The 14,233-nt window shown below is 74.3% G+C and carries 15 protein-coding genes and 1 pseudogene; 7 read left to right on the top strand and 9 right to left on the bottom strand.

Annotation, left to right across the window (positions count from 1 at the left end; all coding sequences use genetic code 11):
* Positions 1-11: 11 nt before the first annotated feature.
* The 5 genes from ASF47_RS13995 to ASF47_RS13975 are packed head-to-tail and all read right to left on the bottom strand — an operon-like array spanning position 12 to position 3,793.
* Positions 12-341 (bottom strand): putative quinol monooxygenase, encoded by a 330-nt coding sequence (locus ASF47_RS13995; protein ID WP_056864492.1) that lies wholly within the window; start codon positions 339-341, stop codon positions 12-14.
* A 21-nt stretch (positions 342-362) separates the two neighbouring features.
* Complete coding sequence (locus ASF47_RS13990; RefSeq protein WP_056864491.1) at positions 363-869, bottom strand: DUF1097 domain-containing protein; 507 nt, start codon at positions 867-869, stop codon at positions 363-365.
* 1 nt (position 870) lies between these two features.
* Positions 871-1,914, bottom strand: a complete 1,044-nt coding sequence (locus ASF47_RS13985; protein WP_227488373.1) for an NAD(P)-dependent alcohol dehydrogenase — start codon at positions 1,912-1,914, stop codon at positions 871-873.
* Positions 1,911-2,750 (bottom strand): metal-sulfur cluster assembly factor, encoded by an 840-nt coding sequence (locus tag ASF47_RS13980; RefSeq protein ID WP_082500299.1) that lies wholly within the window; start codon positions 2,748-2,750, stop codon positions 1,911-1,913. The genes ASF47_RS13985 and ASF47_RS13980 overlap by 4 nt, the downstream gene beginning before the upstream one ends.
* Positions 2,750-3,793: an amidohydrolase family protein gene (locus ASF47_RS13975; protein WP_056864490.1), complete on the bottom strand. Its 1,044-nt coding sequence runs from the start codon at positions 3,791-3,793 to the stop codon at positions 2,750-2,752. Before ASF47_RS13975 ends, ASF47_RS13980 begins: the two co-directional genes overlap by 1 nt.
* A gap of 167 nt (positions 3,794-3,960) precedes the next feature.
* Between ASF47_RS13975 and ASF47_RS13970 the strand changes: the two genes are divergently transcribed.
* A complete protein-coding gene (locus ASF47_RS13970) occupies positions 3,961-5,457 on the top strand; it encodes a helix-turn-helix domain-containing protein (protein WP_082500298.1) in 1,497 nt (498 codons plus the stop codon).
* Between the two features lie 32 nt (positions 5,458-5,489).
* Here the strand turns inward: ASF47_RS13970 and ASF47_RS13965 are convergent, their stop codons facing one another.
* Together ASF47_RS13965 and ASF47_RS21915 are read right to left on the bottom strand one after the other, a co-directional pair.
* Positions 5,490-5,813 (bottom strand): putative quinol monooxygenase, encoded by a 324-nt coding sequence (locus ASF47_RS13965; protein ID WP_056864489.1) that lies wholly within the window; start codon positions 5,811-5,813, stop codon positions 5,490-5,492.
* A 116-nt stretch (positions 5,814-5,929) separates the two neighbouring features.
* Entirely contained in the window at positions 5,930-6,079 is a 150-nt protein-coding gene (locus tag ASF47_RS21915) for a hypothetical protein (RefSeq protein WP_165699044.1), read from the bottom strand.
* Between the two features lie 51 nt (positions 6,080-6,130).
* Between ASF47_RS21915 and ASF47_RS13960 the strand changes: the two genes are divergently transcribed.
* Together ASF47_RS13960 and ASF47_RS13955 are read left to right on the top strand one after the other, a co-directional pair.
* Entirely contained in the window at positions 6,131-6,994 is an 864-nt protein-coding gene (locus ASF47_RS13960; protein WP_235558748.1) for a spermidine synthase, read from the top strand.
* 35 nt (positions 6,995-7,029) lie between these two features.
* Positions 7,030-7,941: an NAD(P)-dependent oxidoreductase gene (locus ASF47_RS13955; protein ID WP_082500297.1), complete on the top strand. Its 912-nt coding sequence runs from the start codon at positions 7,030-7,032 to the stop codon at positions 7,939-7,941.
* Between the two features lie 85 nt (positions 7,942-8,026).
* On the opposite strand, the gene ASF47_RS13950 is transcribed toward ASF47_RS13955, so the two are convergent.
* Together ASF47_RS13950 and ASF47_RS13945 are read right to left on the bottom strand one after the other, a co-directional pair.
* Positions 8,027-9,310, bottom strand: a complete 1,284-nt coding sequence (locus ASF47_RS13950) for a DUF1501 domain-containing protein (protein WP_056864487.1) — start codon at positions 9,308-9,310, stop codon at positions 8,027-8,029.
* A gap of 10 nt (positions 9,311-9,320) precedes the next feature.
* Positions 9,321-10,946, bottom strand: a complete 1,626-nt coding sequence (locus ASF47_RS13945) for a DUF1800 domain-containing protein (RefSeq protein WP_056864486.1) — start codon at positions 10,944-10,946, stop codon at positions 9,321-9,323.
* A 458-nt stretch (positions 10,947-11,404) separates the two neighbouring features.
* On the opposite strand from ASF47_RS13945, the pseudogene ASF47_RS13940 reads away from it, so the two are divergent.
* The 4 genes and pseudogenes from ASF47_RS13940 to ASF47_RS13925 all read left to right on the top strand — a co-directional run.
* Positions 11,405-11,974, top strand: a pseudogene (locus ASF47_RS13940) (CDP-alcohol phosphatidyltransferase family protein); the annotation flags it as partial.
* A gap of 151 nt (positions 11,975-12,125) precedes the next feature.
* Complete coding sequence (locus ASF47_RS13935) at positions 12,126-13,061, top strand: DUF881 domain-containing protein (protein WP_156697894.1); 936 nt, start codon at positions 12,126-12,128, stop codon at positions 13,059-13,061.
* Positions 13,058-13,390, top strand: coding sequence for a small basic family protein (locus ASF47_RS13930; RefSeq protein ID WP_056864484.1), 333 nt, complete (start codon positions 13,058-13,060; stop codon positions 13,388-13,390). Before ASF47_RS13935 ends, ASF47_RS13930 begins: the two co-directional genes overlap by 4 nt.
* On the top strand, positions 13,383-14,210 hold the full coding sequence (locus ASF47_RS13925) for a DUF881 domain-containing protein (protein ID WP_082500295.1): 828 nt from the start codon (positions 13,383-13,385) through the stop codon (positions 14,208-14,210). The genes ASF47_RS13930 and ASF47_RS13925 overlap by 8 nt, the downstream gene beginning before the upstream one ends.
* Positions 14,211-14,233 lie beyond the last annotated feature (23 nt).

Raw genomic sequence — 14,233 nt, 5'->3', positions numbered from 1 at the left:
GCCCGGGACGCCTAGGTGGCGTCGGGCACCCTCATCTCGCCCAGCTCCACCCACTCGCGGTCCTCGACGACGACGCCGAGGATCGTGGGGGTCTGCTGCAGGTACGCCGGGAGCGTGCGCTGAGCCTCCTGGAAGTGCGCGGAGCCGACGTGGTCGGCGGCCGCGTCCTCGCGGAACGCGCCCAGCAGCAGGTACTGGCACGGGTCGTCGACGTCGCGCGACCAGTGGAACCACAGGCAGCCGGGCTCGGCCCGGGTCGCCTCGGTGAAGGCCCGCGCGATCTCGGGCCAGTCGTCGGCGTGCTCGGGACGCACGGTGAAGCGCGCCGTGTTGTGGATCATGTGTCTCCTCCGGGGGACGGGTCAGGCCGGCGCCGGGGCGCCGGGAGTGGGGCCGGCAGCGGGACGCACCCCGCTGCCGTGGTGGTCGACGGCCGCCTGGATGCGGGCGCCGAGCAGGGCCGAGACCAGGCCGAGGGCGGCTCCGGCGAGGATCGCGACGAGGCTCCCGGTGAGGTCGAAGGCGGAGCCGAAGAAGACGGCCGTGCCGGCGAAGGCCCCCGGGATGAACGACAGCACCGACCAGGCGGACTCGACGCAGAGGATGAAGCCGACCACGGTCACCGAGAGCGCGAGCACCCAGGTGGCGGAGTCCAGCTCCAGCACGAGGCTGATGACGTAGCCCCAGGCCAGGCCGGCCAGGTTGGCGGCCAGGCCCTTGCGCAGCCCCTCGGTGCCGCCGCCGGCGGCGAAGAAGCAGGCCCAGGCGACGAAGGCGATCCAGGTGATCAGTCCGGCCTCGACGCTGACCCAGGTCCACGCCCCGGCCAGCAGGCCCACGGAGGCACCGATGCCCAGCAGGCTCTTCACGTCAGATCCCCTCGGGCGTGAGGATGGCCCGGCCGCGCACGCGCCCGGCGTCGAGGTCGTCGATGGCGCTCTGGAAGTCGTCGAGGGCGTACTTCTGGGTGTGCAGCGTGACGTCGCCGCGGGCGGCGAGGGCCATCAGGTCGCACAGGTCGTTGTAGGACCCGACCAGGTTGCCGATGATGTTCTTCTCCGAGGAGATCAGGTCGATGGTCGGCACGTCGATGTTCTCGCCGTAACCCACCACGTGGTAGTCGCCGGCCTGGCGGGTCATCGCCAGGCCCTCGGCGGTCGACCCGTTCTCGCCGACGAAGTCGACGACGACCTCGGCGCCGTGGCCACCGGTGAGGTCGAGCACCTCCTCCACCTGGCGGCCCTCGGCGACGACGCCGTGGTCGGCGCCGATGGTGAGGGCCAGCTTGAGCGCGTCGGGGTTGCGGTCGACGACGATCAGCTCGGCCGGGCTCAGAGCCTTGAGCACCTGGATGCCGATGTGGCCCAGTCCGCCGGCGCCGATGACGACGCAGCGGTCGCGCGGGGTGAGCCGGCGGGCGGCCTTGGCCGCCGCGTGGTAGGCGGTGAGGCCGGCGTCGGCGAGGGCGGCCACGTCGGAGGGCTCGAGCGAGTCGTCGATGCGCACGACGCTGCGCGCCGTGGTCCTGAGGTACTCCGCGTAGCCGCCGTGGGTGTCGATGCCCGGAAACTGGCTGGTCTCGCAGTGCACGTCGTCGCCCGAGCGGCAGGCACGGCACAGCCCGCAGGTCACGAGCGGGTGCATGATCACCTTGTCGCCCTCGGCGACGTGGGTGACCGCGCTGCCGACCGCCTCCACCCAGCCGGCGTTCTCGTGGCCGATCGTGTAGGGCAGCTGCACCTGGGACTTCTCGGCCCACTGCCCCTCGAGGATGTGCAGGTCGGTGCGGCACACCCCGGCGCCCCCGATGCGCACGACGACGTCGAAGGGGCCGGTGGGCTCGGGCTTGGGGACCTCGGTCATCTGCAGGTCCTGGTGGTAGCCGACCACCTGGACGGCGCGCATCGTGCTCATGCGGAGAGCTCCTTCGTGCTGGTGGTGGGACGGGTGGTGATCTCGGTGAGCGGCACGAACGTCCGGTCGGGGTCGGGTCGCGCGCTCTGGTCGGCCTCGGAGCCGGGGTAGCGGGTGGCGAGCAGGCCGCGGCAGAAGTGGGCGTTGCCGTCGATCGAGATGCGCGTCGAGCGGGCCCGGCGCAGCGCCATCGGGACGTCGCCCTCGGCGTACGGCGTGCCGTGCGCGTCGACGAGCACCGGCGAGGCCGGGTCGGTGTCCAGCCCGATCTCGCTCCTGCGGCGCAGCAGCGAGCGGGTGACGTCGTCGTCGGGGAGGTCGCCGAGCACGACGTCGCCGACGCGGGCCTCCTCGAGGTCGCTGCGCGAGCGCAGCAGACCGGTCAGGGCCCGCTCCATCGCGGCGGTGTGGGCCTTGCGCCGGAAGGTCTCGCGCAGCTCGTCGAGATCCTGCTCGGCCTCGTGGCGGAAGGTGCCGCGGTAGCCCGCGTCGGCGGCGAGGCCGGCGTTGATGATCGCCGAGTCGTGGTGGTCGTCGAGCTCGACGATCACCCGCCCGACGCCGGGCAGCGCGCTGACCGCGTCCTTGGCGTCGGAGGCCATGAGGTAGGCGAAGTTGGGCGAGCAGAAGGACGTGGGCAGCCGCAGGTGGACGGTGACGTCGGTGGGCCCGCCCGCGCCGACCTCGACACTGCGCACGAAGCCCAGGTCGGTGATCGGCTCGTCGAGCTCGGGGTCGATGACGACGTCCATGGCCCGGCGGACGCGCTCCTCGTCGGGCCCGGCCCCCGGAGCGGGGTCGAGCCGCACGCGCGTGGTCAGGGTCGCGGGCGCCATCACACGGCCGCCAGGTCGGCCCGCTCGGGCTCGCGCGGACCGGTCGCGGTCTCGTCGGCGTCGGGCAGCCGCAGTCGCGCGGGCACGTCGAGGTCGTAGAGCTTGGCGGCGTTGAGCCCGAGGATCTTCTTCTTCTGCTCCAGGGTGATCGGGGCGTACTCGCCGAGCTCCTCGGGGATCTGGAAGTCCACGAACGACTCCACCAGCCACTTCGGGGTCCAGATGGCGTAGTCGCTGGAGAAGAGGATCCGGTCCTCCCCGATCCAGTAGAGGAGCTCGCCCATGATCTGGGCGAAGTACTTCGGCCGGGTGTGGATGAACGGCATCGCGACCGCGAGCCCGCCGTAGACGTTGGGCTCCTGGGTGGCGATCCAGCAGAAGTCCTCCAGGCGGGGCAGGCCCACGTGCTCGACGATGAAGTTGAGGTCGGTGAAGTCGCTGGCGACGTGGTCGATGTCGGCCACGTCGAAGGCGTCGCGGTCGAGCGGACGGATCGTGGGGCCCTTGTGCACGTGGATGTTGCGGATGCCCAGCTCCCGGCACGCCTCGAAGTAGCGCACCGCCCACGGGTCGTCGAGCTTCCAGCCGCGGGAGTCGCCGTGCCACTCGGCGGTGTAGAGCTTCACGCCCTTGAGGCCGTACTTCTCGGCGTCGGCGTGGAGCTGCTCGAGGCCCTGCTCGCCGTTGCGCGGGTCGAAGTTGTGGTTGTAGGTGAGCTTGTCGGGGTGGGCCTGGGCGAGGGCGAAGGCCTCCTCGGACTGACCGAAGCCGGTGTTGTAGAACTCCTTGAGGTAGGCCGGCTGGAAGATCGCGTGGTCGGCGTAGCCGTCGGTGAAGACGTCCTTCATCAGCCGCTCGCCGCCCTGGTAGAGGTACTCCTCGTAGCCCCACTGCTCCGACTCGGGGCTGAGGTTGCGGTGGTAGTCGTAGAAGCAGTCGATGAACTGCTTGCCGTGGATGTTGCGCTGGTTCTCCGGCCGCGCGTCCCACAGCGCGATGTGCGCGTCGACGATGTAGAAGTCCTCACCGTTCTTGCTGTACATGCTCGATCCCCTCTGGACGGGTGACGGGTGTCACACCTGGTCTGGGTCGACGGTAGGCAGCCGACGGGGGTGTCGCCGAGGGGTGCCGTGTCTCAATCTGAGACAGCGGGGCCTGCCGCCCGAGGCGACCCCGACGTAACGTGGGTCACACGACGGGGAGGTGGGACGTGGACGACGAGGTGGTGCCTCTGCGCGCGCGCCAGGTCGCACCGGGCGGTCCGGTGCCCGAGCGGGTGCTGGCCAGCTGGCAGCGCAGCGAGGACTACGGCGTGCCTCTCGACGAGGTCGACCCCGCCTTCGCCGGTGCCGTCGACACCGAGTCGCTCTTCTTCGAGTGCGGGCGCGAGGTGCTCGGCGGCCTGCACGCCACCCTGGCCTCGGAGCCGGTCTCGCTGATGCTCACCGACCACGAGGGTCTGGTGCTCGACCGGCTCTGCGGTGACAGCACCCTGCTGCGCGCCCTCGACCGGGTGCACCTCGCACCGGGGTTCGCCTTCTCCGAGCGCGACGCCGGCACCAACGGGCTGGCGCTGGCGCTGGCCGACCGGGTGCCGACCCTCGTGCACGCCGAGCAGCACTACAGCGCCAGCCTGTGCGGCTACACCTGCGCCGCGGTGCCCGTGCACGACCCGGTGACCGGGCGGCTCGAGGGGAGCGTCAACCTCACGACCTGGTCGCGCTCCTCCAGCGACCTGCTGCTCGCGCTCGCCCAGTCGGCGGCCGGCACGACCGCCGCCCTCATGCTGGCCCGCTCGCAGGGCCGCTCGCCCCGCCCGCAACCGCGCGGTCAGGTCTACCGCGTGGAGTCGGCCCGCGCGGTCAGCGGCTCGTCGACCTTGGCCGCCGCGCTCTCGGCGGCCTGGAACGCACCTGTCGCCGAGGCGGCCGCCGGGCTCGCGGCCGGGCACGTCGTGCTCGTGCTCGGGGAGCCGGGATCGGGGCGGGCGACGCTCGGTGCCCAGGCGCTGCGGCAGGTCAGCCCGCGCGACCGGATCCTCAGTGCGACCCCGCCCGACCCGCGCGACGTCGACGCCTGGCTCGACCTGTGGACCCCCGAGCTGGGCAAGGCCGGCACGGGGTTCGTCGTCGCCGACGTCGACACCCTCCCGCTGTGGGCCGCCGAGCGGCTGCGCGACCTGCTCGCCGCGACCGGCGCGCGTGGCGGTGCCGCCACCGCGACCCGGCTGGTGCTCACCGCGCAGGACCTCCACGACGTGCCCGCGTCGCTGGCCCCACTGGTGGGCGCGGTCGTCGGGGTGCCGCCGCTGCGGGAGCGCCCCGAGGACGTCGTGCCGCTGGCCGCACACCTGGGGCGGCGCCACCGTGGCCGCGACCTCCGCTTCACCCCCGCCGCCGAGCGCGTGCTGCGCGACGCGTCGTGGCCCGACAACGTCGACCAGCTCGCGCGGGTGGTGCGCGACGCCGGCCGTGTCACCGACGTCGTCGACGTGCGGCACCTGCCCGCCGACCTGCGCAGGGCCAGCGCGCACCGGCTGACCCGGCTGGAGTCGGTGGAGCGCGACGAGATCGCGCGCGCCCTGGCCCGGCCGGGGGCCACGGTGACGGCGGCGGCCCGGGAGCTGGGGCTCAGCCGCGCCACGATGTACCGCAAGCTGGCCCACTACGACCTCAGCGCCCCCGGCCGCGAGGCACGGGAGCGCTGAGGAGGACCTGAGGTGGACGCGGGGAGTCGCGGTCAGCCGACCTGCATCTCGCCCAGCTCGGACCAGTCGGTCCCGGGGGCCTCGAGGCTCACGATCTTCGGGGTGGAGACGAGGTAGGGCGGCAGGTCCTGCTGGGCCTGCTTGAAGTGGTCGGAGGAGACGTGGGCGCCACCGGCGTCACCGTCGCGGAAGGCCTCCACCAGCACGTACTCGTGGGCGTCGTCGAGGCTGCGCGACCAGTCGAACCACAGGCAGCCCTCCTCGGCGCGGGTGGCCTCGGTGAAGGGCCGCGAGATCTCGGGCCAGTCCTCGGCGTGCTCGGGCTTGATCTGGAACTTCGCGGTGATGAAGATCATCGGCTCTCCTCGGTGCTCGTCTGGCGCTCGTCTGGTGCTGGTCTGGGGCAGGTCCGGTGCCGGCCGGGTGCCGGCGTCCTGCGGGTCGGGGTCCGCGCGGTGCGCGGTGCATGCGCTCAGCGCGGCCGCTTGGCCCGGCGCTCCTGCACGGTCGTCTGCACCTTGGCGGCAGCCGCCTTGATGCGTGCCTGGTTCTCCGGCTTGCGCGCCTCGTCGTAGATCAGCTTCGCGACGCCGAGCTTGCCCATCTTCTTCATCATGCCCATGCGGGGGAGGGTACCGAGGGGCCGAAGCGGGCACCGCCTAGGTTGGCCGGTGTGGGATCACAGGCGCCGTCGGGCGAGCCGGCCGGACCGGGCGGAGTGGCCGGAGTGGCCGAGGCGGCCGAGGTCGCCGAGGTGGTGGCCACCGAGCGCGCGCGGACCTTCGTGGTGCGCGTCGGCGGCCGCGACCAGTCCCACGTCGACCTCGACGACCCCACGCGCCTGGAGTTCGGCTACGTGCGCCGCATGGGCGACGTCGTCGACGCCCACGGCGGGCCCGGGGCGCCACTGCGCGTCGTGCACGTCGGCGGGGCCGGGCTGACCCTTCCGCGCTACGTCGCCCACACCCGCCCCCGGTCGAGCCAGGTCGTGCTCGAGCCCGACACCGCGCTCACCGCGCTGGTGCGCGAGCGGCTCCCGCTGCCGCGGCGCAGCCGCATCAAGGTGCGCCCCGTCGACGGCCGCACCGGCCTGGCGGAGCTCCGCGAGGGCGCCTTCGACCTCGTCGTCCTCGACGCGTACGCCGCCGGCCGGGTGCCCGCCGACCTCGTCACGCCGGCCGCCTTCGCCCTGGTCGCCCGCGCCCTGGCGCCCGACGGCCTGGCCCTGCTCAACCTCAGCGACCGCACGCCCTTCGCCCACACCCGCGACGTGCTGGCCGGCCTGCGGGTGCACCTGCCGCACCTCACGCTGAGCGCCGAGCCGCCGACGCTGAAGGGCCGCCGCGCCGGCAACCTCGTGGTCGTCGCCGGCCGGGCCGCGGAGCACCTCGCCGGGGGAGACCGGGCGCTGGCGCGCGGGGCGGTGAGTGCGCTCACGCCGTACGTCGTGCTCGACGCGGTGGGGGTGGCCAGCGGCTTCGGGGGAGGCACGCCCCTGCCCGAGCCGCCGGCGCCCGGCGGTCGTCCGGAGGGGTGAGCGGCTCGGGCGCGCGAGCGACCTAGCGTGGCGCCATGAGCGAGCAGAGCATCACCCCCGCACCCGCCGCGAGCGACGTCCCCGCCCCGTCGCCGGGCTCCGGGCCCCGCGTGGCCGTGCTCGGCACCGGCGTCATGGGCGCAGGCATGGCGCGCAACATCGCCGCCGCGGGGCTGGCGACCACGGTCTGGAACCGCACCCGCGAGCGGGCCGAGCCGCTGGCCGACGTCGCCACGGTGGCGTCGTCGGCCGCCGCGGCCGTCGACGGGGCCGACGTCGTCGTGACCATGCTCTACGACCTCGACAGCGTGGAGTCGGTGGTGCGCGAGGTCGCGCCGTCGATGGGCGACGACGCCGTCTGGGTCCAGCAGAGCACCGTCGGCGTCGAGGGCTCCGACCGGCTCGTCGCCCTGGCCGAGGAGCTCGGTCTCACCCTGGTCGACGCCCCCGTGCTCGGCACCCGCGGACCGGCCGAGGCCGGCACCCTGGTGGTGCTGGCCTCCGGGCCCGACGACGCCCGTGACCGGATCGCCCCGGTGCTCGACGCCGTGGGCAGCCGCACGATGTGGCTCGGCGCCGCCGGCGCGGGCTCCCGGCTGAAGATGGCGGCCAACGCCTGGGTGCTCACCGTGCTCGAGGGGGTGGCGGAGTCGCTGCGCCTGACCCGTGAGCTCGGCCTCGACCCGGCACTCTTCCTGGAGGCCGTCGAGGGAGGGGCGCTCGACGCGCCCTACGTGCAGCTCAAGGGCGGCGCCATGCTCGCCGGCGACGACGAGCCCTCCTTCGCCCTCGGCGGCGCGCTGAAGGACGCCGACCTCATCCTCGCCGCCGCACGCGGCGCCGGGCTGGACCTCACCCTGGTGCCGGGCGCGCGCGAGCACCTCGCCCGGGCCGCGGAGGCCGGGCTCGGCGACCGCGACATGTCGGCGTCCTACCGGGTCGACTGAGCCCGACCCGACCCGACCCGACCCGACCCGACCCGACCCGAGTCGACCCGAGCCGACCCGACGCGCCCGAGCCGGCCCGGCCGGTTCAGGCGGTGCGCATGAACCCCACGGGGTCGTAGGACAGCCCCGGGAAGACGCGGGCCACCGAGGCGTCGGCGAACCGGCTCGCGACCACCTCGCCCAGCACCTGGCGGTAGTCGGTGGTGACCAGCAGGTCGGCGTCGAGGGTCGTGTCGAGGCCGGGCCAGCGGCCGTAGTAGCGCCCGCCCCTCACCCCCGCGCCGGCGACGAGCATGACGTTGCCGTAGCCGTGGTCGAGGCCCTGGTTGCTGTTCTCCACCACCCGGCGGCCGAACTCGCTGAGCACGACCATCGTGACCTTGTCGCCCGCGGCGCCGAGGTCGTCGAAGAAGGCGGCGACGGACCCGGCGAGGTCGGCGGCGTTGCGGCGCATGTCGCCCCACTCCAGCGTGCCGAGGTTGGTGTGCATGTCCCAGTCGCCCTGGTCGACGGTGACGACCTCGACCCCGACGTCGCCACGCACGACCCGCGCCACGTCGGCGAGAGCGCGACCGAGGTCGGTCGAGGGGTAGCGCCCGCGCCGGTCGACGGCGCGCTGCACCGGCGCGAAGCCCTGCACGGAGTCGAAGGTCGCGCGCACCCCGCGCCCCAGCGGGCTGGTGTCGCCGCCCCACAGCGTGCGCAGCGAACGCGGACGGCCGCCGGTGGTGTCGTACTGGTCGGCGCCGGGGATCTCCACCGAGTCGACGTCCTTGACCGCGAAGACGGGCGCCCCGCCGTAGAGCGAGGTCGGCACGACCCCCAGCCCGACGTGGAGGCCCTCGAGCGGGGAGGCGTCGGCGTCACCGCCGATGAGCCGGTTGAGCCAGCCCACGCGGGCGGTCGAGCCGGGGGCGGCGTCCTCGAGCTCCTCCATCGCCGAGAAGTGGGAGCGGTTGGCCACCGGCAGCCCCGTGGCCTGGATCGCGGCCAGGCGCCCCGAGGTCCACAGCGGCAGCAGCGGCGAGAGCTGGGGGTGCAGCCCGAACATCGCGTCCTTGGCCAGCAGGCTCTCGGAGGGCACGGCGATGCGCGGGCGGGCCCGGTAGTAGGCCGGGTCGCCGTGGGGCACCACCAGGGACAACCCGTCGGCGGCGCCGCGCAGCGACACCACCACCAGCACCGAGGAGGCGCTCGCAGCCCGTGCGGGCGAGGCGGTCACCACGGCCGAGCCGATCGCGGTGGTGGCACCGGCGAGCGCGAGACCCCGGAACAGGCCGCGGCGGCTCAGGCCGGCGTACTCGGCGCAGCAGGGGGAGCCGGCCGGTGCGACGGCGCGCGGTCCGGCGGGGAAGGGAGAGGTCGTCATGGGGTCACCGTCACCGGGTCATGTGCAGCGGGGAGTCGAGGAAGGTGGTGAGCAGGCGCTGGAAGGCCCACTTCACCAGGCGGTGCTCGCGGGTGATCCGCTCGCCCGGGCGGACGTCGCAGGCCTCGCAGCAGGCCTGCAGCAGCTCGGCGGTGGAGTGCACGCCGAGCAGCTCCTGGGCGAGGTGGTCGACCAGCAGGTCGAAGCGGATCGAGGCCTTCGGCAGCCACTGCCGAGGCGAGCGGTAGCGCATGCCGTCGCGGGGCCACCAGCCCCCGCTCATCGCGTAGTGCAGGCCGAAGGAGGCCACGACCCGCGAGGAGGAGGACCACGAGTCGTTGTCGAGCGGCGCCCCGTCGGGTCGGGGCCAGGACATGGGCGTGCTGCCGAGGTCGGAGCACTGCCAGAGCACGGCGTTGGCGCCCCACGAGTCACCGGCGCGACCCTGCGGAGGCTCGCTGACCTTCACCCGCAGGGCGCGGTAGGTCGCCACGACGTCCTCGCCGGGGTCCCTCACCTTGGCCCCGGCGGAGCCGGCGAAGGCCTCGGAGGCGACGAGGGCGCGCAGCACGGGCACGATGGCGGTGTCGGAGGCGAGGTAGACCCGGGCCAGCTCGTCGACCAGCGCCTGCGGCGGGTCGTCGCTGACGAACTTCATCGCCAGCTTGCGGGCGATCCTGGCCGCGGTCGCCGGGTGGTGGGCGAGGTGGGTGAGGTAGGCGCGGGTGACGGCCCGGCCGTCGCGGTCGGCGTTGGGGTGGCTGAAGTCCATGACGCTGACGGGCCCGACGGCGTGGTGGCGCGGCTCGTAGGAGGCGGCCCAGGTGCGCCACATGTCCACCCACCAGCCGGTGAGGATGCGCGCGGAGGCCTTGACGTCGTCCTCGTCGTACTGGCCGCGCCCGACGGTGTGGAGCTCGAGGAGCTCGCGGCCGAGGTTCTCGTTGGGGTGCTCGGCGGTCGAGATGGCGCCGTCGAGGTAGAGCAGCATCGCGGGGTGCACCACGGCGTCCTGGAGCAGCTCGTCGAAGCGACCCAGGGCGTGCCGCCGGACGGTGTCGCCGTAGTCGGCGCGCCAGGTGAAGACGGCGTCGCCGTTGACCGGCACGTTGAGGTGGTTCTCCCAGAACTCCGTCATCACCTCGTGCACCTGACGGCCGGTGTGCATGCGGCGCAGCAGCAGCCAGCGCTGGTAGTCGTCCATCACCTCCCAGCCGCCCTCGACCTCGCCGACGTGGCGCTGCCACAGCTCCGAGGGCGTGCGTCCCAGCCCGGGCCACCACGAGGCGAAGGCTCCGGCGCCGTCGGTGACCGAGTCGACGTCGAGCTGCTGCTCGAACCACGCCCGCCCGCCACCGGCCCTGCGCACCTGCCGCGCGAGCGCGGGGGTCAGGCCGTAGCTGAAGCGCGTGACCAGGTGACGGTCGCGGGCCCCGAGGAGGGGGGTGTCGCCGGCGAACCGCGCCGGGCGGTACGCCGGGGCCGCCTCGGTGCGTCCGGGCGCGGCGAGCACGGTCGCGCCGACCCCTGCCGCGCCGGCCGCGGTGGCGCCGGCGCGCAGGACGCTGCGTCGCGTGGTGGCGGTCGTGGTGGCGGTCGTGGTGGACGGTGCGGTGCGGGGGGACACGTCGGGCACGGGGGTACTCCAGGTCCGAGGGGGGAGGGGCCGAGCCGGCCGACCGGGGAGTCGGGCCGTGGTGCGGGGGGACCAGCCTCATCGGCAGGGGGGTCGTGGGGCCTGAGGGGTCGGCCGCGGTCGGACGCACAGATACCCGACCTGGGGTACGCCCCCTCTCCCCGCACGTGACAGCGCCGCCCGGTCGAGCCCCATGGCGCCGGGCGGCGCTCGCCCAGGCTAGTGCGGGCCGCCCGGCCCGGGCCGCCCCCGCGTGGGCCGACCGGCCTGGTCACATCGGGCTAGACCGCCGCGCCGATCGGGGCCGACCGGACCCGCCTTCCGGCGGCGTCGGTCGCGGGGCGTCGCGGTCGGGGGCGGCGCGCGACGGCTATGGTGAGGCCGCCGGCTCACGTGCACCGAGCCGGCCTCCGGGCCCCGCCCGGGTGCCCGTCCGTCACGGAGAAGAGCAGGCCGCAGTGTCCGACGCCCCGACGCCCGACCACGGCGTGTGGACGGTCCCCAACCTGCTGAGCGCCGTGCGCCTGGCAGGGGTGCCGGTGTTCCTGTGGCTGGTGCTCGGCCCCGAGGCCGACGGCTGGGCCCTCGCCCTGCTCATGGTCTCCGGCGTGACCGACTGGCTCGACGGGTGGCTCGCCCGCCGCCTGGGCCAGACCTCGGTGCTGGGGCAGGTGCTCGACCCCGTGGCCGACCGGCTCTACATCCTCGCCGTCGTGGTCGGGCTGGCCCTGCGCGACGTCATCCCGTGGTGGATGGCGGTCTCGCTGCCGCTGCGCGACGCGCTCATGTGGGGCCTGGTGCCGCTGCTGCGCACCCGGGGCTACAGCGCGCTGCCGGTGCACTTCCTGGGCAAGGCCGCCACCTTCAACCTGCTCTACGCCTTCCCGCTGCTGCTGCTCGGCGACGGCGACGGCACCGTGGCGAGGCTGGCCGAGGTCTTCGGCTGGGCCTTCGCGGTCTGGGGCATCGGGCTCTACTGGTGGGCCGGCATCCTCTACGCCTGGCAGGTCCGACGGCTGCTCGCCACCACGGAGCCGCGTCCGCGTCGTCGGCCGCGACCGGGTCGAGCCCCCGGTCCGCGGACCACGGGCGCGGCCGGGGCAGCCACGCCCGGGACGACCTCCGGGACGACTTCCGGGACGGCGCCCGGGACGACCGCCGAGTCGGACCGGGTGAGCGGTGGCTAGCCGGCAGCGTCCCCCGGCGCCGACGACCCCGGAGGAGTCGCGGCACCCCGAGCAGCTCCCGGCCCGGGTCACGATGCCGTTGCTGACGCTCATCACCCAGCAGTCGCTCGACGAGGACTACCTCCACGTCGCGGAGCGTCGGGCCGAGCAGCGTCGTGCCGCCTCGCTCGGCGCGGAGCCCGAGGCTCCACCGACGCGCCGGGGCGGAGGACACCGCACGGCGGCGGTGGTGGTCGCGGTCTTCGGGGTCATGGTGGCCACCGCGGCCCTGCAGACCTCGCGCAACGCCGACGTCGACCAGGCCGGCCGCAGCACGCTCATCGACCAGGTGCTCACGGCGCGGGCCGGCATCGCCAACCAGCAGGAGCGCATCAGCCGCCTCGGCGACCGGATCGCGGCCGCCGAGGCGACCACGGCCGCGCTGCGCGCCGACCGGGTCACGGAGGAGGCGCGCGAGCGCCGTCTGGCCGCTCGCACCGGCTACGGAGCGGTCGAGGGCGAGGGCGTCCGCATCACGGTGTCCGACCCCGCGACCGGCGGGGTGCTGGTGGAGGACCGCGACCTGCGCCTGCTGGTCAACGGCCTGTGGCAGGCGGGCGCCGAGGCGGTGTCGATCAACGGCAACCGGCTGACCGTGCTGTCGTCGATCCTGCTGTCGGGCACCACGGTGGCCATCGAGGGACGTGACCTGCGCCCGCCCTACGTCGTCTCCGCCATCGGTGACAGCCGCACGCTGCAGGCCGATCTGGCCGAGACCGCGTCGGGCGCGCTCTTCGCGCAGGTGGCCGCCCAGTACGGCTTCGGCGTCGAGAGGCAGAATGTCTCCTCGATGACCCTCCCGGCCGCGCGTCCCCGCCCCCTGCGCAGCGTCGAGGAGCTCGTCGTGACCCCGCCCGGCCCACCCAGGGGAGAGGAGAACGTGTCGTGATCGCAGCGCTCGGACTGCTGGTCGGCATCGTGCTCGGCCTCGCCTTCCAGCCCGACGTGCCCCTGTCGCTGGAGCCCTACCTGCCCATCGCGGTGGTCGCGGCGCTCGACGCCGTCTTCGGCGGCCTGCGGGCCTACCTCGACGGGATCTTCGACGACAAGGTCTTCGTGGTCTCCTTCGTCTCCAACGTCGTCATCGCGGCCGCGATCGTCTACCTCGGCGACAAGCTCGGGGTCGGGGGACAGCTGTCCACGGGTGTGATCGTGGTCCTCGGCATCCGGATCTTCTCCAACGTCGCGGCGATCCGCCGCCACCTCTTCCATGCCTGAGCCCACGCCGCAGGCCCCGGGGCAGCCGCGGGCCCCGCGACCGCCGGAGGAGCCGCAGACGCCCCCGACCGCGCAGCGGCCCGCGCGACAGCGGCCGGCCGAGCCGGGCCGTGACCGTCTGGTGCGCGCGCTGCTCAAGCCCACGCGCGGCCAGGCCGTCGTGGCGGTGCTGCTGGCCCTCGTGGGCTTCGCCGGCGTGACCCAGGTGCGCAGCAACGAGGTCGACGACTCGTTCGCGGGCTACCGGGAGCAGGACCTCATCGACGTGCTCAGCGGCCTCGCGGGCGCCTCGCAACGGGCGCAGTCGGAGATCACCCGGCTCGAGCGGACCCGCGACGATCTCGCCTCCGACACCTCCGCGGAGGCCGCGGCGCTGGCGCAGGCGCGCAGCGAGGCCGACACCCTGAGCATCCTGGCCGGCACCGTCCCCGTGACCGGGCCGGGCGTGCGGATCACCCTCAGCGAGGTCACCGGCACCGTGGGCGCGCAGGCCCTGGTTGCGATGGTCCAGGACCTCCGCACGGCCGACGCCGAGGCGATGCAGCTCAACGGACGGGTCCGGCTGGTCGCGCAGAGCTCGTTCGCCGACGCGACCGGGGGCATCGTGGTCGACGGGGAGCTCCTCGAGGCGCCCTACGTGCTCGACGTCATCGGCGCGCCGGCCACGCTGTCGGGCGCCGTCGACTTCTTCTCCGGCCCCCGGCTCCAGCTCGAGGAGTCGGGGATCGAGGTCGAGGTCACCGAGCTGACCTCCCTCGACATCGAGAGCGTCGCCGAGAGCACCCAACCTGAGTACGCCGCCCCCGCGGACGGGCAGTAGCCTTCCGTGACCCCGACCGGAGG

This window comes from Nocardioides sp. Leaf285 (assembly GCF_001422955.1).
In the GTDB taxonomy this organism is placed as follows: Bacteria; Actinomycetota; Actinomycetes; order Propionibacteriales; family Nocardioidaceae; genus Nocardioides; species Nocardioides kribbensis.
Note: the sequence above shows the minus strand (reverse complement) of the source record. Positions and strands in the feature narration are given on the sequence as shown.

What these genes read in the sequence shown, in the direction of transcription:
- ASF47_RS13965 (WP_056864489.1), bottom strand. Translation starts at nt 5,813, where the DNA reads ATGATCTTCATCACCGCGAAGTTCCAGATCAAGCCCGAGCACGCCGAG.
- ASF47_RS13925 (WP_082500295.1), top strand. Translation starts at nt 13,383, where the DNA reads ATGCCTGAGCCCACGCCGCAGGCCCCGGGGCAGCCGCGGGCCCCGCGA.
- ASF47_RS13975 (WP_056864490.1), bottom strand. Translation starts at nt 3,793, where the DNA reads ATGTACAGCAAGAACGGTGAGGACTTCTACATCGTCGACGCGCACATC.
- ASF47_RS21915 (WP_165699044.1), bottom strand. Translation starts at nt 6,079, where the DNA reads ATGGGCATGATGAAGAAGATGGGCAAGCTCGGCGTCGCGAAGCTGATC.
- ASF47_RS13995 (WP_056864492.1), bottom strand. Translation starts at nt 341, where the DNA reads ATGATCCACAACACGGCGCGCTTCACCGTGCGTCCCGAGCACGCCGAC.
- ASF47_RS13985 (WP_227488373.1), bottom strand. Translation starts at nt 1,914, where the DNA reads ATGAGCACGATGCGCGCCGTCCAGGTGGTCGGCTACCACCAGGACCTG.
- ASF47_RS13955 (WP_082500297.1), top strand. Translation starts at nt 7,030, where the DNA reads ATGAGCGAGCAGAGCATCACCCCCGCACCCGCCGCGAGCGACGTCCCC.
- ASF47_RS13950 (WP_056864487.1), bottom strand. Translation starts at nt 9,310, where the DNA reads ATGACGACCTCTCCCTTCCCCGCCGGACCGCGCGCCGTCGCACCGGCC.
- ASF47_RS13980 (WP_082500299.1), bottom strand. Translation starts at nt 2,750, where the DNA reads ATGGCGCCCGCGACCCTGACCACGCGCGTGCGGCTCGACCCCGCTCCG.